The sequence below is a fragment of the Klebsiella sp. P1954 genome (assembly GCF_018199955.1).
GTDB lineage: Bacteria > Pseudomonadota > Gammaproteobacteria > Enterobacterales > Enterobacteriaceae > Klebsiella > Klebsiella pneumoniae.
Genome location: NZ_CP073373.1, coordinates 1009138 through 1034903, shown reverse-complemented (window position 1 = coordinate 1034903; position 25766 = coordinate 1009138). Strand labels below are relative to the sequence as shown.

24 protein-coding genes, 2 tRNA genes and 1 other RNA gene are annotated in these 25766 nt (G+C 58.6%); 13 read left to right on the top strand and 14 right to left on the bottom strand.

Features of this window, described 5'->3' with window-relative positions:
• Positions 1-9: 9 nt before the first annotated feature.
• From rutF to rutA, 6 genes are read right to left on the bottom strand one after another with little or no spacing between them, the layout of a single operon-like run.
• On the bottom strand, positions 10-504 hold the full coding sequence (gene rutF / locus KB890_RS05210; RefSeq protein ID WP_004176611.1) for an NADH-dependent FMN reductase RutF: 495 nt from the start codon (positions 502-504) through the stop codon (positions 10-12).
• Between the two features lie 10 nt (positions 505-514).
• Positions 515-1105: a malonic semialdehyde reductase gene (locus KB890_RS05205; RefSeq protein WP_004179287.1), complete on the bottom strand. Its 591-nt coding sequence runs from the start codon at positions 1103-1105 to the stop codon at positions 515-517.
• A complete protein-coding gene (gene rutD, locus KB890_RS05200) occupies positions 1102-1905 on the bottom strand; it encodes a pyrimidine utilization protein D (protein WP_020323712.1) in 804 nt (267 codons plus the stop codon). Before rutD ends, KB890_RS05205 begins: the two co-directional genes overlap by 4 nt.
• On the bottom strand, positions 1902-2294 hold the full coding sequence (rutC, locus tag KB890_RS05195; RefSeq protein ID WP_020323714.1) for a pyrimidine utilization protein C: 393 nt from the start codon (positions 2292-2294) through the stop codon (positions 1902-1904). The genes rutD and rutC overlap by 4 nt, the downstream gene beginning before the upstream one ends.
• Positions 2287-2997: a pyrimidine utilization protein B gene (rutB, locus tag KB890_RS05190; RefSeq protein WP_004224061.1), complete on the bottom strand. Its 711-nt coding sequence runs from the start codon at positions 2995-2997 to the stop codon at positions 2287-2289. Before rutB ends, rutC begins: the two co-directional genes overlap by 8 nt.
• Positions 2997-4088: a pyrimidine utilization protein A gene (rutA, locus tag KB890_RS05185; protein WP_004179293.1), complete on the bottom strand. Its 1092-nt coding sequence runs from the start codon at positions 4086-4088 to the stop codon at positions 2997-2999. The genes rutB and rutA overlap by 1 nt, the downstream gene beginning before the upstream one ends.
• A gap of 284 nt (positions 4089-4372) precedes the next feature.
• Here rutA and rutR point away from each other — a divergent pair, with 284 nt between their 5' ends.
• Positions 4373-5011 (top strand): HTH-type transcriptional regulator RutR, encoded by a 639-nt coding sequence (rutR, locus tag KB890_RS05180; protein WP_002898883.1) that lies wholly within the window; start codon positions 4373-4375, stop codon positions 5009-5011.
• Here rutR and KB890_RS05175 read toward each other — a convergent pair.
• Both KB890_RS05175 and putA read right to left on the bottom strand, forming a co-directional pair.
• Positions 5008-5403, bottom strand: a complete 396-nt coding sequence (locus tag KB890_RS05175; protein WP_020323716.1) for a lysozyme inhibitor LprI family protein — start codon at positions 5401-5403, stop codon at positions 5008-5010. The two genes, rutR and KB890_RS05175, sit on opposite strands and share 4 nt — an antisense overlap.
• A gap of 185 nt (positions 5404-5588) precedes the next feature.
• Positions 5589-9551 (bottom strand): trifunctional transcriptional regulator/proline dehydrogenase/L-glutamate gamma-semialdehyde dehydrogenase, encoded by a 3963-nt coding sequence (gene putA / locus KB890_RS05170; protein WP_020323713.1) that lies wholly within the window; start codon positions 9549-9551, stop codon positions 5589-5591.
• A 421-nt stretch (positions 9552-9972) separates the two neighbouring features.
• Here putA and putP point away from each other — a divergent pair, with 421 nt between their 5' ends.
• A complete protein-coding gene (putP, locus tag KB890_RS05165) occupies positions 9973-11481 on the top strand; it encodes a sodium/proline symporter PutP (RefSeq protein WP_004147889.1) in 1509 nt (502 codons plus the stop codon).
• 134 nt (positions 11482-11615) lie between these two features.
• Positions 11616-12050, top strand: a complete 435-nt coding sequence (locus KB890_RS05160; protein ID WP_004150827.1) for a DUF3574 domain-containing protein — start codon at positions 11616-11618, stop codon at positions 12048-12050.
• Positions 12051-12081: 31 nt separating this feature from the next.
• On the opposite strand, the gene KB890_RS05155 is transcribed toward KB890_RS05160, so the two are convergent.
• Positions 12082-13266 carry a NupC/NupG family nucleoside CNT transporter gene (locus KB890_RS05155; protein WP_002898911.1) on the bottom strand — a complete coding sequence of 395 codons (1185 nt, stop codon included), beginning with the start codon at positions 13264-13266 and terminating at the stop codon, positions 12082-12084.
• Between the two features lie 270 nt (positions 13267-13536).
• Here KB890_RS05155 and efeU point away from each other — a divergent pair, with 270 nt between their 5' ends.
• The 5 genes from efeU (at position 13537) to KB890_RS05130 (ending at position 19009) form a co-directional block, all read left to right on the top strand.
• Positions 13537-14367 carry an iron uptake transporter permease EfeU gene (gene efeU / locus KB890_RS05150; RefSeq protein ID WP_004179299.1) on the top strand — a complete coding sequence of 277 codons (831 nt, stop codon included), beginning with the start codon at positions 13537-13539 and terminating at the stop codon, positions 14365-14367.
• Between the two features lie 51 nt (positions 14368-14418).
• Positions 14419-15546: an iron uptake system protein EfeO gene (gene efeO, locus KB890_RS05145; RefSeq protein WP_004157740.1), complete on the top strand. Its 1128-nt coding sequence runs from the start codon at positions 14419-14421 to the stop codon at positions 15544-15546.
• A 4-nt stretch (positions 15547-15550) separates the two neighbouring features.
• Positions 15551-16834 (top strand): iron uptake transporter deferrochelatase/peroxidase subunit, encoded by a 1284-nt coding sequence (gene efeB, locus KB890_RS05140; protein WP_004179304.1) that lies wholly within the window; start codon positions 15551-15553, stop codon positions 16832-16834.
• A 504-nt stretch (positions 16835-17338) separates the two neighbouring features.
• Positions 17339-18127, top strand: coding sequence for a phosphate starvation-inducible protein PhoH (gene phoH / locus KB890_RS05135; protein ID WP_002898923.1), 789 nt, complete (start codon positions 17339-17341; stop codon positions 18125-18127).
• A 237-nt stretch (positions 18128-18364) separates the two neighbouring features.
• Positions 18365-19009, top strand: coding sequence for a DsbA family protein (locus tag KB890_RS05130; RefSeq protein ID WP_004179305.1), 645 nt, complete (start codon positions 18365-18367; stop codon positions 19007-19009).
• Between the two features lie 334 nt (positions 19010-19343).
• Here the strand turns inward: KB890_RS05130 and KB890_RS05125 are convergent.
• The 3 genes from KB890_RS05125 to KB890_RS05115 all read right to left on the bottom strand — a co-directional run bounded on the left by KB890_RS05125 (position 19344) and on the right by KB890_RS05115 (position 21133).
• A tRNA-Ser gene (locus KB890_RS05125) sits at positions 19344-19431 on the bottom strand.
• A gap of 145 nt (positions 19432-19576) precedes the next feature.
• Entirely contained in the window at positions 19577-20254 is a 678-nt protein-coding gene (locus KB890_RS05120) for an isochorismatase family protein (RefSeq protein WP_002898927.1), read from the bottom strand.
• Between the two features lie 18 nt (positions 20255-20272).
• Complete coding sequence (locus KB890_RS05115) at positions 20273-21133, bottom strand: pirin family protein (RefSeq protein WP_004179307.1); 861 nt, start codon at positions 21131-21133, stop codon at positions 20273-20275.
• A gap of 114 nt (positions 21134-21247) precedes the next feature.
• Here KB890_RS05115 and KB890_RS05110 point away from each other — a divergent pair, with 114 nt between their 5' ends.
• Positions 21248-22153: a LysR family transcriptional regulator gene (locus tag KB890_RS05110; protein ID WP_004179309.1), complete on the top strand. Its 906-nt coding sequence runs from the start codon at positions 21248-21250 to the stop codon at positions 22151-22153.
• 90 nt (positions 22154-22243) lie between these two features.
• Here KB890_RS05110 and KB890_RS05105 read toward each other — a convergent pair.
• Together KB890_RS05105 and KB890_RS05100 are read right to left on the bottom strand one after the other, a co-directional pair.
• Positions 22244-22381, bottom strand: a non-coding RNA gene (locus tag KB890_RS05105) — RtT sRNA.
• 43 nt (positions 22382-22424) lie between these two features.
• Positions 22425-22512 (bottom strand) — tRNA-Ser (locus KB890_RS05100).
• A gap of 267 nt (positions 22513-22779) precedes the next feature.
• Between KB890_RS05100 and ghrA the strand changes: the two genes are divergently transcribed.
• The 4 genes from ghrA to KB890_RS05080 all read left to right on the top strand — a co-directional run bounded on the left by ghrA (position 22780) and on the right by KB890_RS05080 (position 25707).
• Positions 22780-23718 carry a glyoxylate/hydroxypyruvate reductase GhrA gene (gene ghrA / locus KB890_RS05095; protein WP_004147901.1) on the top strand — a complete coding sequence of 313 codons (939 nt, stop codon included), beginning with the start codon at positions 22780-22782 and terminating at the stop codon, positions 23716-23718.
• 88 nt (positions 23719-23806) lie between these two features.
• The gene (locus KB890_RS05090; RefSeq protein WP_004140764.1) at positions 23807-24544 is read left to right on the top strand and encodes a phosphatase; all 738 of its coding nucleotides are present in this window, start codon (positions 23807-23809) and stop codon (positions 24542-24544) included.
• Positions 24545-24566: 22 nt separating this feature from the next.
• Positions 24567-25121 (top strand): TorD/DmsD family molecular chaperone, encoded by a 555-nt coding sequence (locus KB890_RS05085; RefSeq protein ID WP_004179311.1) that lies wholly within the window; start codon positions 24567-24569, stop codon positions 25119-25121.
• 103 nt (positions 25122-25224) lie between these two features.
• A complete protein-coding gene (locus tag KB890_RS05080) occupies positions 25225-25707 on the top strand; it encodes a DUF1097 domain-containing protein (protein ID WP_002898950.1) in 483 nt (160 codons plus the stop codon).
• Positions 25708-25766 lie beyond the last annotated feature (59 nt).

Sequence of the window (25766 nt, the reverse complement as noted above, 5' to 3'; positions counted from 1 at the left end):
GGTTAAAGGTTAACAAGCGGGTCGCATAAGCGTGTGATAGCCGCGGTCAAACCACATCAGTCCCCGGGGCTCCGGGTGACGGGTAATGGCCACGACGTGACAAAACAGAATGTCGTGCGTCCCGACGCTGACGCGCTGGTCGATGCGGCAGTCAAAGCTGACCAGAGCCGCCTCCAGCCGCGGACAGCCGGTGGCGCCGGTCTGCCAGTCGGCGGCGGCAAAACGCTCGTCCATTGCCGTTTTACCGCCAAACAGCGTCGACAGGGCCTCCTGTCCGGCCGCCAGGGTATTGACGCACAGCGTGTGGTGTTCGCTGAACACCGGCCACACCGAAGCCGAGCGGTTCAGGCAGACCAGCAGGGTCGGCGGCGTGTCGGTAACGCTGCAGACCGCGCTGGCGGTGAACCCCGCCCGGCCCGCCGGGCCATCGGTGGTAATAATGTTAACCGCGGCGCCGACGTGGGCCATGGCGTCACGGAAACTCGCTTTGTCCGTTAACTCCATCGTAAACTCCTTATGCCAGCAGGCAGGCTTCATCAAAGGACAGACGCGGCAGGCGGCCGTACAGCTTGCCGGGGTCGCCATAGCCGATGTTCACCAGCAGGTTGCTTTTCCAGCCGTTGTCGGCAAAAAATGCCGCGTCGACTTTTTCCCGGTCAAAACCGGACATTGGCCCGGTGTCGAGGTCCAGCGCCCGGCAGGCAAAAATCAGATACGCCGCCTGCAGGGAGCTGTTGCGAAACGCGGTCTCTTCCGCCAGCTGCGGGCTGGAGGTAAACCAGCTGCGGGCGTCACCGTGGGGAAACAGGGTCGGCAGCCGGTCGTAGAAGGCGCTATCCCACGCCACGATGGCGGTCACCGGCGCCTGCATGGTTTTCTGCAGATTGCCGCTGGAGAGCGTCGGGCGAAGTTTCTCTTTGCCTTCCGCGCTGCGCACGAACACGATGCGCGCTGGCGAACAGTTGGCGGAAGTCGGCCCCATTTTCATCAGGTCCCAGACGGCCTGCAGCTGCGCATCGCTCACCGGCTTATCCAGCCAGCCGTTGTGGGTCCGGGCCTGGGTAAACAGCGTCTCGCAGGCCGTGTGGTTTATCGCGTCGTTCATCGGGTCTCCCTGGCGACCGGCAGCATAGCGGACAGCCCGTCGCGTAAAATGGTATTAAAGGTATCGGCGTCGGTGACGTTACAGGCATGGCCGCCCCACGGCATTTCCACGAGCTGGCTGCCGGGGATCGCCGTCTGCAGCACGCGGGAGCAGGAGGCGGGGACCAGCAGGTCGTCAGCGGCGCTGATAATCAGCGTCGGGCAGGCGATGGCCGCCGCACGGCGTGAAAAATCAGCCTGCTTCAGGGCCTGTAGCCGCTTCAGCAGATTCTCTTTGCCCTGAAAATGGCTGATGGCAAGCGCATCTTCCGCTTCGAGGCGCGGCAGGCGCGCGGCCATCCATTCCGCCGGGTAGAGAAATAGCGGCTGCGCTTCGACCCACGCCTGCGCGCCGCCGGCATGCAGCAGACGCTCGCGCACCTGGAAGCAGCGGCGGGTATGCGGCGACAGCGACAGCCAGCCGTTGACCAGCGCCAGGGCGCTCACCGCCTCGGGGCGATCGAGCGCCAGCTGCAGGCCAATCAGCGCCCCCAGGGCGTGGCCCACCAGCGCGAAGCGGGCGATCCCCGCCGCCTGCAGAGCGCTGAACAGCTCCCCGGCCATCGTCGCCAGGCTGTAGCCGGCGGGCAGCGGACCGGCGTTCTCCCCGGTCCCGTTATGGTCATAACTCACCAGCTGATACTGTTCCTCCAGCGCCGCGCGCTGCGCCAGCCAGTAGCCGCCGCCCCCGCCCAGACCGGCGCTGAGGACCACCACCGGCGCGCCGGACCATGGTGCCGGAGCAATATTGAGCCTCATCATGTCGGGGTCCCGATATGGGCGACGCTGGCGATTTCCACTAGCGCATCGGGCTTCACCAGTCCGCACTGAATGCAGAAGCGCGCCGGTTTATCGCCGGGGAAGAACTCGGCGTAGACCTCGTTAATCGCGGCGTAATTTGTCCAGTCGGTGATAAAGATGCCGTTGAAAGTCACATCCGCCATACTCCCGCCCGCCGTTTCGATAACGCTCCTGATGGTCTCCAGCACGTGGCGGGTTTGCGCCTTTGGGTCGCCGATGTGCACCACATTGTTTTGCTTATCAAACGGCAGGGTGCCCGAGACGTAGACCACCCCGTCGGCGAGCGTCCCCGGAACAAAGGGGGCAATCGGCGCGGTGGTGCCTGGCGGAATAATCACCTGTTTAGGCATAACGTTTCTCCTTGGCTAAAGCCAGCGGGGTGGCGGGGGAGAGCGCGTGGCAGAAGCTCTCGACGTCGCTGACCCAGCCGAAAAAGGTTTCAATATTGAACAGCGCCGCCTGCTGGGCGAAGGCCGGGCCGGCCTGATGGGTGGCATCCTCCAGCACGATGCCGAAGTATTCGAGAAAGAAGCCATCGCGCAGCGTCGATTCGACGCAGACGTTGGTGGCGATCCCGGTGAACACCAGGTGGCGTATGCCGCGGCTGCGCAAAATGCTGTCGAGCGGGGTGTTAAAGAAGCCGCTGTAGCGCGGTTTCGGCAACACGATATCGCCTTCCTGCGGCGTCAGCTCGTCCACCAGCTGATAATCCCAGCCGCCTTTCGCCAGCAGCTTGCCCTGCAGCTCCGGACGCTGACGCATCGTTTTCAGCGCGTTGGATTTGTGATAGTTCGGCGAGCCCGGGCCGCCGGCTTCAACATACTGGTCATCCCAGCCATTCTGGAACCAGATAATCAACATACCCGCGGCGCGAGCGGCGGCGACGGCGGTATTAATATTGTCGATAACCGGCCGGGTAGCGGAGACGTCAAAGCCGGCGAGATCCAGATAACCGCCCTGGCTGGCGTAGGCGTTCTGCATATCGACCACAATCAGCGCGCTCTGCTGCGGCGCGAAGGTCAGGGATTCCGGGCGAGCGGGAAGGGTAATCATCAGGCCACCTCACGGGTAACAGAAGCAATGTGGTTCCGGCAGCGCATCAGCGGCTGAATGCGTTCGCCAAAGGCGTCAATGCCGGCAAGAAAATCATCAAAGGTCAGCAGCACGCCGTCGGTGCCGGGCACGCTCGCTACTTCATCAAGCATACGGGCGACGCTGGCATACGATCCGACCAGGGTGCCCATGTTAATGTTGACCGCCGAGGTGGGGTCGGCCATCTGACGCACGTTGGTATCGCTGCCGGAGCGGGTATCTTTCTGACTCTGCTCGGTGAGCCACGCCAGCGCTTCTTCATCGGCGCCCGCTTTGTAATGTTCCCATTTGGCGCGCGCCGCCTCGTCGGTTTCGTCGGCGATCACCATGAACAGCACATAGGACCCCACGTCGCGGCCGGTTTTTTCCGCCGCCTGCATCATGCGTGCGGCGGTCGGGGCAAAGGCCGTTGGCGTGTTGACCCCTTTGCCAAAGCAAAAGTTGTAGTCCGCATGCTGGGCGGAGAAGGCCATCCCGGCATCGCTCTGCCCGGCGCAGATCACCTTCATCGGCTGCGACGGGCGCGGGCTGACCCGGCAGTCGTTCATGGTGAAGTAGTCACCTTTGAAATCGCTGCGCCCGGTGCCCCACAGGTCACGGAGCACCTGGACGTATTCGGTGAGATAGTCATAGCGGCTGGCGAAATAGTCATCTCCCGGCCACATGCCCATCTGGTCATATTCCGGTTTTTGCCAGCCGGTCACCAGATTGACGCCAAACCGGCCGCCGGAGATGGAGTCGATAGTGGAGGCCATCCGGGCGACAATCGCCGGCGGCAGCGTCAGGGTGGCGGCGGTGGCGTAGATCTGGATCTTCGAGGTCACCGCGGCCAGGCCGGCCATCAGGGTGAAGGACTCCAGGTTGTGATCCCAGAATTCAGTTTTCCCACCGAAGCCGCGCAGTTTGATCATGGAGAGCGCGAAGTCGAAATGGTAGTGCTCGGCCTTCTGCACGATGGCCTTATTCAGTTCAAAGGTCGGCATATACTGCGGGGCATGGGTGGAGATCAGCCAGCCGTTGTTGCCAATGGGAACGAAAACACCAATTTTCATACCTACCTCTCTGCAGTCATGGAAGATGGGTTGCGATGGTGCGGCATCCTGCCTCTCCCTGGACCACCTCGCAGAAAAGGTAAAGCAAAGGCGATGCCAGTTTTATAAATGCTAATGTTATTAATGTGTTACTTTTGAGTTGCTAAAAAGGACGATAAAAAAGTGGACTGGATGGTCAAAATCAGTGCACGAAAAAACGGCAGTCATGCGCAATCAGGGTGCATGGGGTCGTGTCGGCGCAGGGCTTTTGCTATGCTGGTGGCGTCAACTGAAGGAGAGGATGTATGGCACAGGGCGCGGTGAAGAAAAGCGGCAAACGTTCACAAGCGGTCAGCGCCAAAAAGGAGGCCATCCTGGCCGCCGCGCTGGAGGCATTTTCGCAATTTGGTATTCACGGTACGCGGCTGGAGCAGGTGGCTGAGCGCGCCGGGGTATCGAAAACCAATCTGCTCTATTACTACCCTTCGAAAGAGGCGCTGTATGTGGCTGTCCTGCAGCAGATCCTCGCCATCTGGCTGGCGCCACTGAAGGCCTTTCGTGAGGATATCAGCCCGCTGGTGGCGATCCGCGAATATATTCGCCTGAAGCTGGAGGTGTCCCGCGATCACCCCCAGGCCTCGAAGCTCTTCTGCCTCGAGATGCTGCAGGGGGCGCCGCTGCTGATGGGCGAACTGACCGGGGATCTGAAAGCGCTGGTCGACGAAAAATCGGCGATAGTCTCCGGCTGGATCGACCGCGGCAAGCTGGCGCCGGTCGATCCACAGCATTTAATCTTTATGATCTGGGCTACCACCCAGCATTACGCCGACTTCGCCACCCAGGTGGAGGCGGTCACCGGCGCCACGCTGCAGGATGCGGCCTTTTTTGAACAAACGGTCGATAATGTCCAGCGGATGATTATCGAAGGCATTCGCGTCCGTTAATTGGCGGGCGGCAGCGGGCAGCTTTGATCGCCATCCTCGCACTGTAGCAGCGAGGCGAGGAAAGACTCCCGCTCCACGCTCTTATCGGTCATGCACTGGCTGACCAGCATTGGCTGCATGCTGCCGCCTTCGGCGCCGGACGCGAGAAAGGCGCAGTCGGCGTCGCGTAAGGCGATCCATGCCTGCTGCGCCTGCTTCAGTAATGTCTGTTGTTTACCCACCGCCCGCTGCAGGGCCTGCTGCCAGGTGTCGTTCAGTTTTTTATCGGCCGCCTGATACTGCGCGGCCGCGCACTGATTCATTTCGGTTTGGGTGTTGGCGCTGCTGCACTCGTCCGCCAGCGCCGCGCCGCTGGCCAGCAGGGCCAGCACGGCAAATAACGTGCGTTTCATTGTTCTGCTCCCATAAAAAAGGCTCCCGTCCGGGAGCCTTAATTAAACACAGCTGACGTCGGCTGTCATTAGCTGATCGCAGCGCAGACTGATTGCCCGGATGGCGGCGCACCGCACCTTATCCGGGCTACCCTTTGGCGGTGGAAGGTAGCCCCGGTAAGCGCAGCGCCACCGGGGAGCCCGTTTTAGCCGATGGTCATCAGGCTGGCGTTACCGCCTGCCGCCGCGGTGTTAACGCTCAGCGAACGCTCGATATACAGCCGCTCCAGCAGCAGATTGGTTTCGCCGCGGGCGAAACCCTGCACGGAGACAATCGCCCCGTCGCGCGCCGCCACCTGCTCGCACAGCTCGCGCAGCTGGTCGGAATCGCCGTGGTAGATAACCGCGTCGAAGGCCTGGGCAGGCAACTGCTCCGCTTTGGCAAAGCGAATGCGCTCGCTGACCTCCCGCGGCAGTTTCTTCGCCAGATCGCGCTGCAGGGCGCTGTCCGGCCACAGTACTTCACAACCCACCGCCAGCACAGCCGCCAGCTGGATCAGCGCATCCTGTTCGTTATCCGCTACGCACAGCACGCGCTCGCGCGGCATCAGCGTCAGGGTGTTGCGCTCGCCGGTTGGCCCCGGCAGCAGGCGTTGAGTGCCGCTTTGCGCCTGCTCGCTGTACTGCTGGCACAGCGCCTGCAGCTCAGGACGGCCCGCGGCCCACTGCTGCAGCGCCTGCAGCGGTTTTTCCAGCAGCGTTTTCAGCTGGGCGTCCAGCGGACGCTCCGCATCCTGGCGGGCGAAGGTTACGCCAACCGCGTCCTGTGGACGGCTGGAGAGCAGACGGTACAGATACAGCGGACCGCCGGCTTTCGGACCGGTACCGGACAGCCCTTCGCCGCCGAACGGCTGCACGCCGACCACCGCGCCAACCATATTGCGGTTGACGTACAGGTTGCCCACCTTGGCGCTGCCGGTGACCTGGGCGATGGTTTCGTCGATACGGGTATGCACGCCGAGGGTCAGGCCGTAGCCAGAGGCGTTAATCTGCTCGACCAGTTTGTCCAGCTCGTTACGGTTGTAGCGCACCACGTGCAGTACCGGGCCGAAGACCTCTTTTTTCAGCTCGTCGAAGCTGTCGAGTTCGATAAGCGTCGGCGGCACGAAGGTCCCGTGACGCCATTCGCGGGCGTCTTCGCTATTCTCACGCACCGCCTGGTAGACGGTGCGGCCTTTGGCGCGCATCGCCTGAATATGGCGTTCGATATTCTCTTTCGCTTCCGCATCGATAACCGGACCGATATCGGTGGTCAGGCGCCCCGGATTGCCCATCCGGCACTCGCTCATGGCGCCGCGCAGCATGGTTAAGGTGTGATCGGCGACCTCTTCCTGCAGGCAAAGCACGCGCAGGGCGGAGCAGCGCTGGCCGGCGCTGTCGAACGCGGAAGCCAGCACGTCGATCACTACCTGCTCGGTGAGCGCCGACGAATCGACGATCATCGCGTTCATCCCGCCGGTTTCGGCGATCAGCGGCGTCGGGCGGCCCTGGGGATCGAGGCGGCTGGCGATATTGCGCTGCAGCAGGGTGGCCACTTCGGTGGAGCCGGTGAACATCACGCCGCGTACGCGCTCATCGGAGGTTAGCGCGGCGCCCACGGTCTCCCCGCGACCCGGCAGCAGTTGAATAACGCCCGGCGGCACGCCGGCTTCCAGCAGAATCGCCACGCCCTGGGCGGCGATAAGCGGCGTCTGCTCGGCAGGTTTCGCCAGCACGCTGTTGCCGGCCGCCAGCGCGGCGGCAATCTGGCCGGTGAAGATCGCCAGCGGGAAGTTCCACGGGCTGATACAGACCACCGGACCCAGCGGGCGGTGAGTTTCATTATCGAAATCGTCGCGCACCTGGCCGGCGTAATAGTGCAGGAAGTCAACGGCTTCGCGCACTTCAGCGATGGCGTTGCTGAAGGTTTTACCCGCCTCGCGCACCAGGATCCCCATCAGGGTCGGCATCTGGCTTTCCATCAGCACCGCGGCGCGCTCAAGAATGGCGGCGCGCTCCTGCGGCGGAGTGGCGAACCAGATCGGCGCATTGTTGATAGCGCTGGTCAGCGCCTGCTGCACTTCAGCGTCGCTGGCTTCGCGGACGTAGCCGACGATATCTTTCGGCTCTGCCGGGTTAACCACCGGCTGCATCTCGCCTTCGGCCACCGGCTGCTCCAGCATCGGCAATGCCTGCCATTTATGCAGCGCGCTGTTGAGCAGGGAAGAGGAGAGGGAGGCCAGACGGTGCTCGTTCGCCAGATCGAGACCGGCGGAGTTGCTCCGGCCGCTGCCGTAGAGATCGCGCGGCAGCGGGATTTTCGGATGCGGCAGGCCGGCCTGGCCTTCCTGCTGCGCCAGTTTTTCTACCGCGCTGACCGGGTCGGCTACCAGCTCGTCCAGCGGCAGGGTATTGTCCGCGATACGGTTGACGAAAGAGGTATTGGCGCCGTTCTCCAGCAGACGACGCACCAGATACGCCAGCAGCGTCTCGTGGGTGCCCACCGGGGCGTAGATCCGGCACGGCCGATTCAGTTTGCCGTCGGCGACCTTGCCCACCACCTGCTCGTACAGCGGTTCGCCCATACCGTGCAGGCACTGGAACTCATACTGGCCCGGGTAGTAGTTCTGGCCCGCCAGCTGGTAGATAGCCGCCAGAGTATGGGCGTTATGGGTGGCGAACTGCGGGTAAATCAGGTTCGGCACCGCCAGCAGCTTCTTAGCGCAGGCGAGGTAGGAGACGTCGGTGTAAACCTTGCGGGTGTATACCGGATAGCCTTCGAGACCTTCCATCTGCGCGCGTTTAATTTCGCTATCCCAGTAGGCGCCTTTCACCAGACGGATCATCAGGCGACGGCGGCTGCGGGTGGCGAGGTCAATCAGGTAATCAATGACAAACGGACAGCGCTTCTGGTAGGCCTGAATCACGAAGCCAATCCCGTTCCAGCCGGCCAGTTCCGGCTCGAAGCACAGTTTTTCCAGCAGGTCGAGGGAGATCTCCAGACGGTCTGCCTCTTCGGCGTCAATATTGATGCCGATGTCATACTGGCGCGCCAGCAGGGTCAGCGATTTCAGCCGCGGGTAAAGCTCTTCCATCACCCGGTCATACTGCGCGCGGCTGTAGCGCGGGTGCAGCGCGGAGAGCTTAATGGAGATACCCGGACCTTCATAAATGCCGCGGCCGTTGGAGGCTTTGCCGATGGCATGAATCGCCTGCTGATAAGAGACCATATAGGCCTGGGCGTCAGCGGCGGTCAGGGCGGCTTCGCCGAGCATATCGTAGGAGTAGCGGAACCCTTTTTCTTCCAGCTTGCGGGCGTTGGCCAGCGCTTCGGCGATGGTTTCCCCGGTGACGAACTGCTCGCCCATCAGGCGCATCGCCATATCCACGCCTTTGCGGATCAGCGGTTCGCCGCTCTTGCCGATGATGCGGTTCAGGGAGCGGGAGAGGCTGGTCTCGTTATGGGTCGACACCAGTTTTCCGGTGAACAGCAGCCCCCAGGTGGCGGCGTTGACGAACAGCGACGGGCTGCGGCCGATGTGCGACTGCCAGTTGCCGTTGCTGATTTTGTCGCGGATCAGCGCATCGCGGGTGGCTTTATCCGGAATACGCAGCAGGGCTTCCGCCAGGCACATCAGCGCCACCCCTTCCTGTGAAGAGAGGGAGAACTCCTGCAGCAGGCTCTGCACCATGCCGGCGCGGCCGCTGGCGGTTTTCTGGTTGCGCAGTTTTTCCGCCAGCTGATACGACAGCTTGTGCGCCTGTTCGCCCAGCGGCTGCGGCAGACGGGCCTGCTCCAGCAGCATCGGTACCGCGTCGGTTTCCGGACGTCGCCAGGCGGCGGTGATCGCCGCGCGGCTCACCGACTGCGGCAGGATCTGCTCGGCGAATTCGAGGAACGGCTGATAGGGCTCTTCCGTTGGTTCGCTGGCGTCATCGCTTTCGTTGGCGGCCCCGGAGAGCAGGGCCGGCAGCTCAGTCAGCGTCTCGTCGTTCTCCAGTTTTTCCAGATAATTAAAGATGGCCTGCTTAATCAGCCAGTGCGGCGTGCGGTCAATACGGCTCGCGGCGGATTTAATGCGCTCGCGGGTTGCGTCGTCAAGCTTAACACCCATGGTGGTGGTGCCCATGCTCAAAACTCCTGTCATTTATCGTTAGGCTTATGCGGTTGCATGGAAATATCCACTATGTTGCAACTTTGTGCAACCTTGTTAATTGTGGCTTGTGACGGAAGCCGTGAAATGGCTAATTTGTTAAAAATAACCCCTAAAATAGCAGAAATTTAACCCCGGGCTCATAGGGTATTTGTATGCGTGAGTTAACACTTTTGTTTGGTGCAACCTTTAAAAACGTGAGAGAGTGCAACCTCTAACAAATTGACGTTTTGCGCCGTCGGTTTTTCGTGTAAATGCTGTGTTAAATCGTTTGTGAAAAACCGAAGCTTCCGTCAGGATACGGTCGCCCAATTAAACAATGCGCCATTACCCCGTTCCGGTAGTGGAAAAAAACGACGAAGTTGGACGCTGTCGATAAAAATTCTGGAGACTTTGCATGGCTATTAGCACACCGATGCTGGTGACATTTATTGTTTATATTTTTGGTATGGTATTGATAGGGTTTATTGCCTGGCGTTCGACCAAAAACTTCGATGATTATATTCTCGGGGGAAGGAGTCTGGGGCCATTTGTGACCGCGCTTTCCGCAGGGGCGTCGGATATGAGCGGCTGGCTGCTGATGGGCCTGCCAGGGGCGATTTTTCTCTCCGGGATTTCCGAAAGCTGGATCGCCATTGGCTTAACGCTGGGGGCGTGGATTAACTGGAAGCTGGTGGCCGGTCGCCTGCGCGTGCATACCGAGGTGAATAATAACGCCCTGACGCTGCCCGATTATTTTACCGGCCGTTTTGAAGATAAAAGCCGGGTGCTGAGAATTATTTCGGCGCTGGTTATTCTGCTGTTCTTTACCATCTATTGCGCTTCAGGAATTGTCGCGGGGGCGCGTCTGTTTGAAAGCACCTTCGGCATGAGTTATGAAACCGCACTGTGGGCCGGGGCGGCGGCGACGATTATCTATACCTTCGTCGGCGGCTTCCTCGCGGTTAGCTGGACCGATACCGTGCAGGCCAGCCTGATGATTTTCGCGCTGATCCTCACCCCGGTGATCGTGATTATTTCCGTCGGCGGCTTTGGCGATTCGCTGGAAGTGATTAAGCAGAAGAGCATCGAAAATATCGACATGCTGAAAGGGCTGAACTTCGTGGCGATTATCTCGCTGATGGGCTGGGGGCTGGGTTATTTCGGTCAGCCGCATATTCTGGCGCGCTTTATGGCGGCGGATTCGCACCACAGCATCGTTCACGCACGTCGCATTAGTATGACCTGGATGATCCTCTGCCTCGGCGGGGCGGTGGCCGTCGGCTTCTTTGGCATCGCCTACTTCAATAACAACCCGAGCCTGGCGGGCGCGGTTAACCAGAACGCCGAGCGCGTGTTTATCGAACTGGCGCAAATCCTGTTTAACCCGTGGATTGCCGGGATCCTGCTGTCGGCGATTCTGGCGGCGGTGATGTCCACCCTGAGCTGTCAGCTGCTGGTCTGCTCGAGCGCAATTACCGAAGACCTGTATAAAGCCTTCCTGCGTAAAAACGCCGGTCAGAAAGAGCTGGTGTGGGTGGGCCGTATGATGGTGCTGGTGGTTGCCCTGGTGGCCATTGCCCTGGCGGCCAATCCGGAAAACCGCGTGCTGGGTCTGGTGAGCTACGCCTGGGCTGGCTTCGGCGCCGCCTTTGGCCCGGTGGTCCTGTTCTCGGTAATGTGGTCGCGCATGACCCGTAACGGCGCGCTGGCCGGGATGGTGATTGGCGCCCTGACCGTGATCGTCTGGAAGCAGTTTGGCTGGCTGGGCCTGTATGAAATCATTCCGGGCTTTGTCTTCGGCAGCATCGGGATTGTGGTCTTTAGCCTGCTGGATAAAGCGCCGTCGGCCAGCATGCAGCAGCGCTTTGCCGAAGCGGATGCCCACTACCATACGCCGCCGCCGGTACGCGCCACGGCTGAGTAAGATCATCTAATGCTCACGAGCCCGCCGCTGGCGGGCTTTTTATTGCCTGGTGCCGTGCCGGAATATTATAACCCTTGCTAATTATCTGAAAATCCGCTGATATTTCCTGACTAATAACAATGAGGATAGCAAAGATGACGTTCAGACAGGGTGCAATGGCGCTGGTGCTGGCAGGGTTACTCAGCGGCTGCGTGGCGGGTGGAAGTTCATCGACCAGCGCGCCGAAGCCCGGCGTCTGCCCGGCGGATAAGTCCATGGTGCAAACCACGCTTTACTTCGGTCTGAGCCGCCCGGCGGGGAAAGACATCACCGCTGAAGAGTGGCAACAGTTTGTCGACCGTGACGTCACGCCGCGCTTTCGCGACGGGCTGACGGTGTTTGATGCCCACGGCCAGTGGCTTGGCCAGAATGGTCAGGTGGTGCGGGAGCAGAGCAAGGCGCTGATGGTGATCCATGGGCATGACGCGCAGAGCGAGGCGGGTATTGAGGCTCTGCGCCAGGGCTATAAATCACGCTTCGCGCAGGAGTCGGTGATGCGTGTCGACCAGCCGGTCTGCGTGCAGTTCTGAGTAAACGGCGGGGGCAGCCCCGCCGTTTGTTTTACAGCACGAGCCCGGCGAAGCTGGCGGAAAGCAGGCTTACCAGCGTGGCGCTATACACCAGCCGCAGGCCGAAGCGGGAGACGATATTGCCCTGCGGTTCATTCAGGCCTTTGATCGCCCCGGCGATAATGCCGATCGAGGCAAAGTTGGCAAACGACACCAGGAATACCGAGAGAATGCCGAGCCCGCGAGGGGTCATGCTGGCGGCAATCTTTTGCAGCTCAATCATCGCCACAAATTCGTTAGCGACCAGTTTGGTGGCCATGATGCTGCCGGCGTTTAGCGCATCGCTCAGCGGGATGCCGATAAGCCACGCCAGCGGATAAAAGACGTAGCCGAGGATCTGCTGGAAGCTGAGACCAAACAGGGTGGCGAACAGCGCGTTAATGGCGCTGATCAGGGCGATAAAACCGATCAGCATCGCCAGAATAATCATCGCCACTTTAAAGCCGGCCAGAATATATTCCCCGAGCATTTCAAAGAAACTCTGCGATTCATGCAGCTTCTCGAGTTTTATTTCCTGCTCGCTGCCCGGCCGCGTCGGGTTAATTACCGACAGCACGATAAAGGTGCTGAACATATTGAGGATCAGCGCTGCGACGACATATTTGGCGTCCAGCATGGTCATATAGGCGCCGACAATCGACAGCGATACGGTCGACATGGCCGTCGCCGCCATAGTGAACAGTCGCCGTGAGGAGAGGTCGCCCAGTACGCCCTTGTAGGCAATGAAGTTCTCCGACTGGCCGAGGATCAGCGAGCTGACGGCGTTGAAAGATTCCAGCTTACCCATGCCGTTTACTTTCGACAGCAGGGTGCCAATCACGCGAATAAAAATCGGCAGGATCCGCCAGTGCTGGAGAATACCAATCAGCGCGGAAATAAACACAATCGGACACAGGACGCCCAGGAAAATAAAGGCTAAGCCTTTTTCGCTCATGCCGCCAAAGACGAAATTGGTCCCTTCGGCGGCAAAGCCTAACAGCGAAGCAAAAAAGCCGGAAATATTTTTTACCAGCCACAGGCCGCTTTCGGCGTGCAGGAAAAAGAAAGCGAGCGCTATTTCGATAATAATCAACTGGAGAATATAACGAATACGAATTTTTTGTCTGTCGTAGCTGACAAGCCAGGCCAGGGCGAGGATCACCGCCAGCGCCAGCAGGAAATGAAAAAATGCAGTCATGTTGTTCTTTTCGCAAGTCAATAAGGCCGCCATTTAGCCATAGCCGCTACGGCGGGTAAATATCTGGCGTAAAAAATCCTTTGCTTATTCTTTCCCTTCATAACAGGCGAATATTTTCATAAGTCATTATTTGTCAGCGATTTATTTACAACTGATCATCATTCTCTGCACATTTCGCTTGTGTTTCTGAGCATTGTAATGATAATCACTATCATAAATATTACCTGTTTTTGCATTCGTTGACGGTGCTTTACATTTAAGGGTATTGGCATGTTTGTCCCATTTCTCATTATGTTACGCGAAGGCCTGGAGGCGGCGCTGATTGTCAGCCTGATCGCCAGCTATCTGAAACGCACCCAGCGCGGCAACTGGATTGGCGTGATGTGGATTGGCGTGATCCTCGCGGCGGCGCTATGTCTTGGCTTAGGCATTTTTATCAACGAAACCACCGGTGAATTTCCTCAGCGTGAACAGGAGCTGTTCGAAGGGATCGTCGCGGTCATTGCGGTGGTGATCCTGACGTGGATGGTCTTCTGGATGCGCAATGTCTCACGCAACGTCAAGCAGCAGCTGGAGCAGGCCGTGGACAAGGCGCTGCAGCGCGGTAATCACCACGGCTGGGCGCTGGTGATGATGGTCTTTTTCGCGGTCGCCCGTGAGGGGCTGGAGTCGGTCTTCTTTCTGTTGGCGGCCTTCCAGCAGGATGTCGGCATCTGGCCGCCGCTGGGGGCGCTGCTGGGTCTGGCTACCGCTATCGTGCTGGGCTTCCTGATCTACTGGGGCGGTATCCGCCTTAACCTTGGCGTGTTCTTCAAATGGACCAGCCTGTTTATTCTGCTGGTGGCCGCTGGCCTGGCCGCGGGAGCGATCCGCGCCTTCCACGAGGCGGGCCTGTGGAACCTGTTCCAGGATACCGCCTTCGATCTGAGCAACCTGCTGTCGACGCATACGCTGTTCGGCACGCTGCTGGAAGGGATCTTCGGTTATCAGGAGACGCCGAGCGTCAGCGAAGTGGCTGTCTATCTGCTTTATCTGATCCCGGCGCTGGTGCTGTTTGCCCTGCCGCCGCGGAATAATACCACTGCCTCGCGGGCTGCCTGACCGGGCGCTGCGAGCTTATAAGCGACACTCTACTTACCGAAAGGGATGATCATGATGATTCATTTTCGCCGTAATGCGCTGCGGGTGACCGTGGCCGCGCTGCTCAGCTCTGCATTCGGTGCTCAGGCTGCGGATATCCCGCAGGTCAAAGTCACCGTCAACGACAAGCAGTGCGAGCCGATGCAGGTGACCGTTAACGCGGGTAAAACCCAGTTTATTATTCAGAACCACAGCCAGAAAGCGCTGGAGTGGGAGATTCTGAAAGGGGTGATGGTGGTGGAAGAGCGCGAAAACATCGCGCCGGGCTTTACTCAGAAGCTCACCGCGAACCTGCAGCCGGGCGAATATGACATGACCTGTGGCCTGCTCACCAACCCGAAAGGCAAACTGATCGTCACCGGCGCCGCCACCAAAGACGCGGCGAAAGCGGATGCGGTGCTGAGCCTCGGCGACGCGATCACCGCCTATAAAGCCTATGTGACGGCGGAAACCGCGCAGCTGGTTAGCGGCACCAAAGCCTTTACCGACGCGGTGAAAGCCGGCGATATCGAAAAAGCGAAAGCGCTGTACGCCCCGACGCGTCAGCATTACGAGCGCATCGAGCCCATTGCCGAGCTGTTCTCTGACCTTGACGGCAGCATCGACGCCCGCGAAGACGACTTCGAGAAAAAAGCGGAAGATCCGAAATTTACCGGTTTCCACCGTCTGGAAAAAGCGCTGTTTGGCGATAACAGCGTCAAAGGGATGGAAAAATATGCCGATCAGCTGAACAGCGATGTGCTGGAGCTGCAAAAGCGTATCAGCGAGCTGGCGTTCCCGCCGTCAAAAGTCGTGGGCGGCGCGGCAGGATTAATTGAGGAAGTCGCGGCCAGCAAGATCAGCGGTGAAGAAGATCGCTACAGCCATACCGATCTGTGGGACTTCCAGGCCAACATTGACGGCGCGCAGAAAATTGTCGACCTGCTGCGCCCGCAGCTGCAAAAAGAGAACAGCGCGCTGCTGGCGAAAGTGGACGCCAACTTTAAGAAAGTGGACAGCATCCTCAGCAAATATCGCACCAAAGACGGTTTCGAGACCTACGATAAGCTGACCACCGCCGACCGTAATGCGCTGAAAGGGCCGATCACCACCCTGGCGGAAGATCTGGCTCAGCTGCGCGGGATCCTGGGGCTGGACTAAGTCGATGGCACAGCAGAAACCCCACGACGTGAACGAGCCGTCACGTCGTCGCTTACTGAAAGGGATCGGCGCGCTTGGCGGCGCGCTGGCCATCACCGGTGGCTGCCCGGTAGCGCATGCGGCAAAAGCGGAAAGTTCCCCGGGGACGCTCACACCCGACGCGCGCCAGGAAAAGCAGCCATTCTATGGCCGGCATCAGGCGGGCATTCTGACGCCGCAGCAGGCTTCGATGATGCTGGTGGCCTTCGATGTGCTGGCGGCTGATAAAGCCGACCTCGAGCGGCTGTTTCGACTGCTGACCCAGCGTATCGCCTTTTTAACCCAGGGCGGCCCGGCGCCGGACACGCCGAATCCGCGGCTGCCGCCGATGGATTCCGGCATCCTGGGGCCGTGGATTGCGCCAGATAACCTGACCATCACCGTCTCGGTCGGCCATTCGCTATTTGATGAGCGTTTTGGCCTGGCGGATAAAGCACCGAAAAAGCTGCAGCCGATGACCCGCTTCCCCAACGATTCGCTGGATGCCGCGCTGTGCCATGGCGACCTGCTGCTGCAGATCTGCGCCAATACTCAGGATACGGTGATCCACGCCCTGCGTGATGTCATCAAACATACGCCGGATCTGCTCAGCGTGCGCTGGAAGCGGGAAGGGTTTATCTCCGACAGCGCGGCGCGCAGCAAAGGCAAAGAGACCCCTATCAACCTGTTGGGGTTTAAGGACGGCACCGCTAACCCGGCGAGCCACGACAGCGCGTTGATGGATAAGGTAGTGTGGGTGACAGCCGATCAGGACGAGCCGACCTGGACCGTGGGCGGCAGCTATCAGGCGGCGCGAATTATCCAGTTTCACGTCGAGTTCTGGGATCGGACGCCGCTCAAGGAGCAGCAGACGATCTTTGGTCGCGACAAGCACACCGGTGCGCCGCTGGGGATGAAAAACGAACACGATACCCCGGATTACAGTAAAGATCCTAACGGCGAAGTCATTGCGCTGGATAGCCATATTCGTCTGGCCAATCCCCGCACGCCGGAAACCCAGTCCAGCCTGATGATGCGCCGCGGCTACAGCTATTCGCTGGGGGTTACTAACGCCGGACAACTGGATATGGGGCTGTTATTCGTTTGCTATCAGCACGATCTGGAAAAGGGTTTTCTGACGGTGCAGAAACGGCTTAACGGCGAGGCGCTGGAGGAGTATGTCAAACCGATCGGCGGGGGCTACTTCTTTGTTTTACCCGGCGTAGTGGATGAAAAACACTATCTGGGAGAGTCGCTGCTGCAGGCCTGATACCGACCCTGCCCGTAAGGGCAGGGCGTTTTCTGCTGTTTTTCTCATTTTTCTTATATTTCCTGCCATGTGTTATATTTCTGTAATACAAATGACCGATAGTCTCCTACACTTGCTTAAGAACTATTTGTTGCGTCATTGTGAAAAATAAGTTGCATTAAGAATCTTTTTTGATGTACTTATTACATACGCGGTAGTTCCCGGCAGTGTGACGTTTCACTATGGAGATCGCGAATGGTAAGGTCCCGTACCGGACAACGTAAAACCTCAGACCGTACTCTTCAGCACGGAAGCCTCGCTTCCGGCAGCGATTTTCTTACTCTTTCTCTCTCCGCTTCGCATTATTACAACCTTGGCAGGGTACGCGGTGCGCGTAGCCGCGACTCGTTGTCAGTTCTACCGGCAAGCAATGGCTTACAAGGAAGCCAAACCTCAATCGTTCGTGCGCATAGTCGCGTCGATGTTGACGCGTGTGATGTAAACCAACAACGCAAGGTGCTATCCATGGGAAGACAAAAAGCAGTGATCAAAGCTCGTCGTGAAGCAAAACGTGTGCTGAGACGGGATTCACGCAGCCATAAACAGCGTGAAGAAGAATCGGTCACATCGCTTGTGCAAATGAGTGGCGTAGAAGCAATTGGCATGGCGCGGGACAGCCGTGATACTTCCCCAATTGAGGCGCGCAATGAGGCTCAGGCGCATTATTTGAATGCCATCGACAATAAGCAGCTGATTTTCGCTACCGGCGAAGCTGGATGCGGCAAGACCTGGATCAGTGCGGCGAAGGCAGCTGAAGCCCTGATCCATAAGGATGTGGACAGAATTATTGTTACCCGTCCCGTTCTGCAGGCCGACGAAGATCTCGGCTTCTTACCGGGAGATATCGCCGAGAAGTTCGCTCCCTATTTCCGACCGGTTTACGATGTGCTGGTGAAAAGGCTGGGAGCTTCCTTTATGCAGTACTGCCTGCGTCCGGAAATCGGCAAGGTGGAAATCGCGCCGTTCGCCTATATGCGCGGACGTACCTTTGAAAATGCGGTGGTGATTCTGGACGAGGCCCAGAACGTGACCGCAGCGCAAATGAAGATGTTTTTAACCCGCCTCGGGGAGAACGTGACGGTCATCGTCAATGGCGATATCACCCAGTGCGACTTGCCCTCTGGCGTGAGATCTGGCCTGAGCGATGCGCTGGCGCGTTTTGAGGAAGACGAGATGATCGGCATCGTGCGTTTCACCACCGATGACTGCGTGCGCTCGGCCCTCTGCCAGCGGACGCTGAAAGCCTATTATTAATCGTCATACTGTGAGCAAGGCCCGGGCTAGCCCGGGCTTTGTTGTTTTGATCCTTGCGACAGTCTGAAGTGCGGATAAAATTTCTGTTTTGAGGGATCCATCGCTGTATGTGATAGAATTTCTTCTCTGTAATACAAGAATATCTGCTTTGCTATACATAAGCGCCTTTCTAATAATTTCTTTCGTCTTACGCCGTTTTACTCATTTAATTGTATGGATACTTGTAAGGGAAGCACAATGGTCGTACATGGGAAAGTTATCAAGTTATTAATTACTATTTTGATGGTGGGGTTGTCATCCGCTGCTTATAGTAAAGATTATCAGGCAGGGAAAAACTTCACTGTTATTCATTCTACTGTTAAGCAACCGCCGCCACTGGTTGAGTTTTTTTCCTTCTACTGCGGACCTTGTTATGCGTTTGCAGAGCGCATCAATGTTGATACAGCTATCAGAAAGCGCCTGCCCGACGATATGAAACTGGAAAAATACCATGTCAGCCAGATGGGGCCTTTAGGACCAGCATTAACAGAAGCATGGGCCGTAGCACAATATGCTGGGGTAGATGGCAAGGTGGAAAAGTTATTGTTTGAAGGTTTACAGGTTAAGCGTGATATTAAAACGGCAGCTGATATTGTTATGGTGTTTAATCAACTTGGCATTACGTCAGAGAAATATGCCGAAATGCAAAGTAACTTTATGGTAAAAGCTTTAATTGCCAGACAGGATAATCTGGTCGAAAAAATGAAAGTGCATGGTACGCCTTCTTTTTATGTTTCAGGAAAATATCATATTAACAATGCATCACTCGCGCAAGATGACTATGATACCTATGCAGAGGATATGGCTAATCTGGTTTTATTTTTGCTTAACAAGCCCCTGTAACACGAAGTGAGAAAGTATCATTAGGTTTGTCTTTTTCGTTCTGTCCGGATGGCGTTGCCACTCGTCGAACCCCGGTCGGGGGTTCTCATCCCCCCTGCGGAGAATATAAAAGAAAAAAGCCTGTACTTGCGTACAGGCTCTCATCTCGAATATGGCGGTGAGGGGGGATTGACTCGCTTCGCTCGCCCCTGCGGGGCAGCCCGCTCGCAGGCTCGCGGTCTGTCCAACTGGCGTTGCCAGTTGTCGAACCCCGGTCGGGGGTTCTCATCCCCCCCGGTGGGTGCCACATGCGAAAAAAAAAGCCCGTACTTGCGTACGAGCTCTTCTTAAAATATGGCGGTGAGGGGGGGATTCGAACCCCCGATACGTTGCCGTATACACACTTTCCAGGCGTGCTCCTTCAGCCACTCGGACACCTCACCATATTGTCTTGCTGCTCACCTTGGGTGGGCAACGGGGCGCTACTATAGGGAGTTGCGTTAAAACGGTCAAGCATATTTTCTTCTTTCTTTGCCGTTCGCTCACGCAATGAACAATGCCCCGCTGCGGCTCAGCGGGGCGGGCGTTTTAGCGCTGGGAATCCAGCTGTTCGTTATTCTTCACGACGTCCTGCGCTTTGCTGTAGCTTTCGATCAGCAGCTGGTAGGCCGGGAAGACTTTGGTGTACACCTCCGCCCATTCTGCGGCGTCCGGGCGATTCCATGTGCGCTGCAGCTCAGAGGCGACGGCGGCGGTATCCATTGGCACTACGCCGGCCTGTACCACGCGAGCCAGGGTGATCTCCTGCGCCATTTTGCTGTAGGTGCCGGAAGCGTCAATCACGGCAAACACTTTATAACCGTCGGCGACAGCGGCGATAGCCGGGAAGGCCATGCAGACGCTGGTGATGGTCCCGGCGATAATCAGCGTTTTACGGCCGGTCGCTTTCACCGCGGCGACAAATTCCGGGTTATCCCAGGCGTTAATCTCACCTTTACGGGCGATGTATTTCGCATGCGGCGCGTTTTCATGAATCTCCGGGATCAGCGGACCGTTCGGCCCCTGCGGCACGGAGGCGGTCGTGATCACCGGGATCCCGGCAAGCGACGCCATCTTGGCCAGCGCGGCGGCGCGAGCGCGCAGCTCTGGCATCGGCATATCGCCGACGGTCTGGAACAGACCGCTCTGATGGTCAATCAACAGCATTGCGGTATCGTTAACATCAATCACCGGACGAGCACCGTTAAAGTTAGCGGGAGTAGACATAGTATTCACCTCAATCAGTTAGATTTGGCCAAAGCGGCCGCTGTTAAAATCGCGTACAGCTTCTGCGATCTGCGTTTTGTTATTCATGACAAACGGGCCATAGCCCACAATCGGCTCCTGTAGCGGTTCTCCGGCCATCAGCAGAACTTTTGCCGGGGCGGTCGCCTCCAGATGCACTGCGTCACCTGCCTGGCTCAGGACGGCCAGCTGGCCTTCGCGAGCAGATTCGGAACCGTTAATGATCACTTCCCCTTCCAGCACCACCAGCGCGGTACTCCAGTCCTCCGGTTGGCGCAGCGTGAGGTCGTGCCCCTGATTCAGCTGCAGATCCCACACGTTAAGCGGTGAGAAGGTATGGGCCGGGCCGCTGACGTCGTCATACTGGCCGGCAATAACCCGAACCTGTCCGGCGCCGTTCGCCAGCGCCACGGTGGGGATCGTCCCGGCGGTAATGCTCTGGTAGCCGGGGGTCGCCATTTTGTCTTTCGCGGGCAGGTTGACCCACAGCTGGATCATCTTCAGCTCGCCGCCGCTGCGGGTGAAGGCCTCCGAGTGGAACTCTTCGTGCAGGATCCCGGCGCCCGCCGTCATCCACTGCACGTCGCCTGGACCAATCACCCCGCCGCGTCCGGTGGAGTCACGATGCTCTACTTCACCGGCGTAGACGATGGTGACGGTTTCAAATCCGCGATGCGGATGCTCACCGACGCCGCGTTTTTCGCTGCCCGCCGGGAAGGTGTACGGCCCGGCATAGTCGAGCAGTAAGAAGGGGCTCAGCTGCTGGCCGTGCGTCTGATAGGAAAACATCGAGCGAACCGGGAAGCCGTCGCCTACCCAATGCTGCGCAGGCGCGGTGTAGACTCCTGTGATCTGTTTCATGGCTTTCTCCTGTGTATCGGTATCTGATGTGAATAAGCTTATATCCGGGACGACGTATGCGGTAGTGAGCAAAAATGACCTATACTGTTCTAAAAATGGAACAATGGAGGAAGGATGCAGGATCTCAATGACTTCGCCTGGTTTGTCCAGGTGGTAGACCATGGCGGTTTCGCGGCGGCGGGGCGAGCGCTTGACCAGCCGAAATCCAAACTCAGCCGCCGCATTGCGCAACTCGAGGAGCGGTTGGGCGTGCGTTTGATTCAGCGAACCACCCGTCAGTTCGCGGTCACCGAGGTCGGGCAGACCTTTTATCAGCATTGCAAAGCGATGCTGATTGAGGCCGAGGCGGCGCAGCAGGCGGTCGAGACGCTGCGCGCCGAGCCGCGCGGTAGCGTCAGGATCACCTGTCCGGTCACCTTGCTGCATGTCCATATCGGACCGATGCTGGCGCGATTTATGGCACGCTATCCTGGGGTAACGCTGCATCTTGAGGCGACCAACCGCCGGGTGGATGTGGTCGGGGAGGGCGTTGATGTGGCGATCCGCGTCCGTCCCCGGCCCATCGAGGATAGCGACCTGGTGATGCGTGTGCTGGCGGACCGCGGGCACCGACTGGTGGCCAGCCCGGATCTCATTTCCCGGCTCGGACGTCCGCAGGCACCGTCCGAGCTGAGCGCCTGGCCGGGGCTCAGCCTGGGTGCGAACAAGCATCAGCATAAATGGCAGCTCACCGGGCCCGGGGGAGCGAGAGCGGAAGTGTATTTCACGCCGCGAATGGTGACCACCGATATGCTGGCGCTGCGCGAGGCGGCGATGGCCGGCGTAGGCGTGGTGCAGCTTCCTTTACTAATGGTGCGCGATCAGCTGGCGTCAGGGGAATTAGAGGTGGTTCTGGACGAGTGGCAGCCGCGGCGGGAAGTGATCCATGCGGTATTTGCCTCACGGCGCGGGCTGCTGCCCTCCGTCAGGGCGCTGGTGGACTACCTCAGCGAAGAGTATCAGCGGATGGAGGAGGATTAGCTTCGGGATTGGCTTTTCTCGGGGCTCCCCCCCGGCAGAGAATATAAAAGAAAAAAGCCCGTACTTGCGTACAGGCTCTCATCTTGAATATGGCGGTGAGGGGGGGATTGACTCGCTTCGCTCGCCCCTGCGGGGCAGCCCGCTCGCAGGCTCGCGGTCTGTCCAACTGGCTGCGCCAGTTGTCGAACCCCGGTCGGGGGTTCTCATCCCCCCCTGTGGAGAATATAAAAGAAAAGAGCCCGTACTTTCGTACAGGCTCTCATCTCGAATATGGCGGTGAGGGGGGGATTCGAACCCCCGATACGTTGCCGTATACACACTTTCCAGGCGTGCTCCTTCAGCCACTCGGACACCTCACCATATTGTCTTTCCCGTTGTTGTCGGGAACGGGCGCTAATGTAGGGAAATACGTATCGCCCGTCAATCAACTTTTTGCAAAAAAAGCGCGTTTAGACAAACTTCGAGCAACTTGCTCCTTAAACGTGCGAAATCCGTTTTTTTGTCGCCAGTAGCTTTTCCCTTTTCGCTCGGGGGAAATTTGTTATGCTGGCAAACCAATAGAAAACAATGAGTAAAATAAGACGCCAGCGTCAATCGGCCAAAGGCGTCTGCTATCAGGAGCCCCTATGGAGATTATTTTTTACCATCCGACCTTTGATACCCAATACTGGATCTGTGAGCTGGAAAAGCAGTTACCCGGCGCGCGGGTGCGCGAGTGGAAAGCGGGCGATAACCGGCCGGCGGACTATGCCCTGGTCTGGCATCCGCCGGTAGAGATGCTGCAGGGCCGGGCGCTGAAGGCCGTGTTCGCCCTCGGGGCAGGGGTGGACTCTATTCTCAGCAAGCTGCGCGACCATCCGGATATGCTGCCGCTGTCGATTCCGCTGTTTCGTCTCGAAGATACCGGTATGGGACGGCAGATGCAGGAGTATGCCGTGAGCCAGGTGCTCCACTGGTTCCGCCGCTTTGATGACTATCAGGCGCTGAAGCTGGTTTCCCGCTGGCAGCCGCTGCCAGAGTACCGCGCCGACGAATTCACCGTCGGGATTATGGGCGCCGGCGTGCTGGGGGCGAAGGTTGCGGAAAGTCTGCAACCCTGGGGGTTCCCGCTTCGCGTCTGGAGCCGTAGCCGCAAATCCTGGCCGCAGGTGCAGAGCTTCGCCGGCCAGGCCGAGCTGGGCGAATTCCTGCAGGGCACTCGCGTGCTGATCAACCTGCTGCCGAATACCGCCGAAACCGCCGGCATTATTAACCAGACGCTGCTGGCGCAGTTGCCTGATGAGAGCTATGTCCTCAACCTTGCTCGCGGCGTGCATGTCGTTGAAGAGGATCTGCTGGCGGCGCTGAACAGCGGTAAGCTCAAAGGGGCGATGCTCGATGTCTTCAGTCGCGAACCGCTGCCGCAGGAGAGCCCGCTATGGGCGCATCCGCGGGTGGCCATGACCCCCCATGTGGCGGCAGTGACCCGTCCAATGGAAGCTATCACCTACATTGCGGAGACCATTAGCCGGCTTGAGCGAGGGGAGCCGGTAAGCGGTCAGGTCGACCGCCAGCGCGGTTATTAAGACGAGAGAACCCCGCCACGGCGGGGTTTTTGCTAATCAATAGCCCGGTTTCCTGCTATTCTTGCGGCAAACAGAAGAGGAGAATGTGATGTATCCCGTTGACCTGCACATGCATACCGTCGCCAGCACCCATGCCTACAGCACCCTGCACGATTATATTGCGGAAGCAAAGCGTAAAGGGATCAAACTCTTCGCCATCACCGACCACGGCCCGGACATGGCGGATGCTCCGCACTACTGGCACTTCGTTAATATGCGCATCTGGCCTCGCCTGGTAGACGGGGTGGGGATCCTGCGCGGTATTGAGTCGAATATTAAAAATATTGAAGGCGAGATCGACTGTTCCGGACCGATGTTGACTTCTCTCGATCTGATCATCGCCGGATTTCATGAGCCGGTGTTTCCGCCGCAGGATCGTGACACCCATACACAGGCGATGATAGCCGCGATGGCCAGCGGTAAAGTGCATATGATTAGCCATCCGGGTAATCCGAAATTCCCGGTGGATATCCCGGCGATTGCCGAAGCGGCGGCTCGCTACCAGGTGGCGCTGGAGATTAATAACTCCTCATTCGTATCATCGCGCGTGGGCAGTGAAGACAACTGCCGGGCCATCGCCGCCGCAGTGCGTGATGCCGGGGGATGGGTGGCGCTGGGCTCGGACTCTCACACCGCCTTTACCCTCGGGGAGTTTACCGAATGCCGCAAGATCCTTGATGCGGTCGATTTCCCGGAGGAGAGGATCCTCAACGTTTCTCCGCGTCGCCTGCTTAACTTCCTCGAGTCGCGGGGCATGCCGGCGATCCCGGAATTTGCTGACCTTTAATTTGTATAACTGGAATAACTGAATGAACGAGTTTTCAATCCTCTGCCGCGTGCTGGGTTCGCTGTATTACCGTCAACCGCAGGACCCGCTGCTGGTGCCGCTGTTTACCCTGATCCGCGAGGGCAAACTGGCCGCCAGCTGGCCGCTTGAGCAGGACGAGCTGCTGGCGCGTCTGCAGAAAAGCTGTGAAATGCAGTCCCTGGCGACGGACTATAATGCGCTGTTCGTCGGTGAAGCCTGCAGCGTCCCGCCGTACCGTAGCGCGTGGGTGGAGGGTTCCTCGGAAGCGGAAGTTCGGTCTTTTCTGAGCGAACACGGCATCCCGACAGGGGAAGGTCCGGCGGATCATCTCGGCTCGCTGCTGCTGGCCGCCTCCTGGCTGGAGGATCATGCCGCAGAAGACCAGAGCGAGACGCTGGAGCTCCTGTTCGCCGACTATATCCTGCCGTGGTGCGGGACGATGCTGGGGAAAGTCGAAGCCCATGCGCACACGCCGTTCTGGCGCACCATGGCGCCGTTGACCCGCGACGCCATCGCCGCGATGTGGGACGAGCTTCAGGAAGAAGATGAGCAATAATATGTGATGTAAATCACTGTTTGAATGAAACTGAAAGAAAGTTCATTCATATACTGTGTTTTAGATCGCATTCTTCCGGCGCGTATCTGCTAGGATACGCGCCATGAACATACTCTTCGCAATCGCATTAACGACAGGCATCCTCTCCGGGATTTGGGGGTGGGTGGCGGTCGCTCTCGGCCTGCTGAGCTGGGCCGGATTCCTCGGCTGTACGGCCTATTTCGCCTGCCCGCAGGGCGGCTTGAAAGGGCTGGCCATCTCGTCCTGCACGGTGATGAGCGGCGTGGCCTGGGCGTTAGTGATTATCCACGGTAGCGCGCTGGCGCCACAGGTGCAGATCCTCAGCTATATGATGACCGGTGTGGTCGCCTTCCTGATGTGCATTCAGGCGCGACGGACGCTGCTGTCGTTTGTCCCGGGCACCTTTATCGGCGCCTGCGCGACCTTCGCGGCAGACGGCGACTGGCGTCTGGTGATCCCTTCCCTGGCGCTGGGTCTGGTCTTTGGCTATGCCATGAAAAATAGTGGCCTGTGGCTGGCGGCCCGTGCGGATAAGCATAAATCGTTCGCCAACGACAACGCCTGATCGGCAGGACGACTAAAAAACAGGACCTTACGGGTCCTGTTTTTTTATCTTCTCGTCAC

Excerpts from the sequence above, each read along its gene's own strand:
- KB890_RS05090 (WP_004140764.1), top strand. The coding sequence starts at position 23,807 with ATGTATCCCGTTGACCTGCACATGCATACCGTCGCCAGCACCCATGCC.
- KB890_RS05110 (WP_004179309.1), top strand. The coding sequence starts at position 21,248 with ATGCAGGATCTCAATGACTTCGCCTGGTTTGTCCAGGTGGTAGACCAT.
- phoH (WP_002898923.1), top strand. The coding sequence starts at position 17,339 with ATGGGAAGACAAAAAGCAGTGATCAAAGCTCGTCGTGAAGCAAAACGT.
- KB890_RS05085 (WP_004179311.1), top strand. The coding sequence starts at position 24,567 with ATGAACGAGTTTTCAATCCTCTGCCGCGTGCTGGGTTCGCTGTATTAC.
- rutB (WP_004224061.1), bottom strand. The coding sequence starts at position 2,997 with ATGATTACCCTTCCCGCTCGCCCGGAATCCCTGACCTTCGCGCCGCAG.
- KB890_RS05160 (WP_004150827.1), top strand. The coding sequence starts at position 11,616 with ATGACGTTCAGACAGGGTGCAATGGCGCTGGTGCTGGCAGGGTTACTC.
- KB890_RS05115 (WP_004179307.1), bottom strand. The coding sequence starts at position 21,133 with ATGAAACAGATCACAGGAGTCTACACCGCGCCTGCGCAGCATTGGGTA.
- rutA (WP_004179293.1), bottom strand. The coding sequence starts at position 4,088 with ATGAAAATTGGTGTTTTCGTTCCCATTGGCAACAACGGCTGGCTGATC.
- KB890_RS05130 (WP_004179305.1), top strand. The coding sequence starts at position 18,365 with ATGGTCGTACATGGGAAAGTTATCAAGTTATTAATTACTATTTTGATG.
- rutF (WP_004176611.1), bottom strand. The coding sequence starts at position 504 with ATGGAGTTAACGGACAAAGCGAGTTTCCGTGACGCCATGGCCCACGTC.
- rutC (WP_020323714.1), bottom strand. The coding sequence starts at position 2,294 with ATGCCTAAACAGGTGATTATTCCGCCAGGCACCACCGCGCCGATTGCC.
- KB890_RS05205 (WP_004179287.1), bottom strand. The coding sequence starts at position 1,105 with ATGAACGACGCGATAAACCACACGGCCTGCGAGACGCTGTTTACCCAG.
- efeB (WP_004179304.1), top strand. The coding sequence starts at position 15,551 with ATGGCACAGCAGAAACCCCACGACGTGAACGAGCCGTCACGTCGTCGC.
- efeO (WP_004157740.1), top strand. The coding sequence starts at position 14,419 with ATGATGATTCATTTTCGCCGTAATGCGCTGCGGGTGACCGTGGCCGCG.
- rutR (WP_002898883.1), top strand. The coding sequence starts at position 4,373 with ATGGCACAGGGCGCGGTGAAGAAAAGCGGCAAACGTTCACAAGCGGTC.
- putP (WP_004147889.1), top strand. The coding sequence starts at position 9,973 with ATGGCTATTAGCACACCGATGCTGGTGACATTTATTGTTTATATTTTT.
- KB890_RS05175 (WP_020323716.1), bottom strand. The coding sequence starts at position 5,403 with ATGAAACGCACGTTATTTGCCGTGCTGGCCCTGCTGGCCAGCGGCGCG.
- KB890_RS05120 (WP_002898927.1), bottom strand. The coding sequence starts at position 20,254 with ATGTCTACTCCCGCTAACTTTAACGGTGCTCGTCCGGTGATTGATGTT.
- ghrA (WP_004147901.1), top strand. The coding sequence starts at position 22,780 with ATGGAGATTATTTTTTACCATCCGACCTTTGATACCCAATACTGGATC.
- KB890_RS05080 (WP_002898950.1), top strand. The coding sequence starts at position 25,225 with ATGAACATACTCTTCGCAATCGCATTAACGACAGGCATCCTCTCCGGG.
- KB890_RS05155 (WP_002898911.1), bottom strand. The coding sequence starts at position 13,266 with ATGACTGCATTTTTTCATTTCCTGCTGGCGCTGGCGGTGATCCTCGCC.
- efeU (WP_004179299.1), top strand. The coding sequence starts at position 13,537 with ATGTTTGTCCCATTTCTCATTATGTTACGCGAAGGCCTGGAGGCGGCG.
- putA (WP_020323713.1), bottom strand. The coding sequence starts at position 9,551 with ATGGGCACCACCACCATGGGTGTTAAGCTTGACGACGCAACCCGCGAG.
- rutD (WP_020323712.1), bottom strand. The coding sequence starts at position 1,905 with ATGATGAGGCTCAATATTGCTCCGGCACCATGGTCCGGCGCGCCGGTG.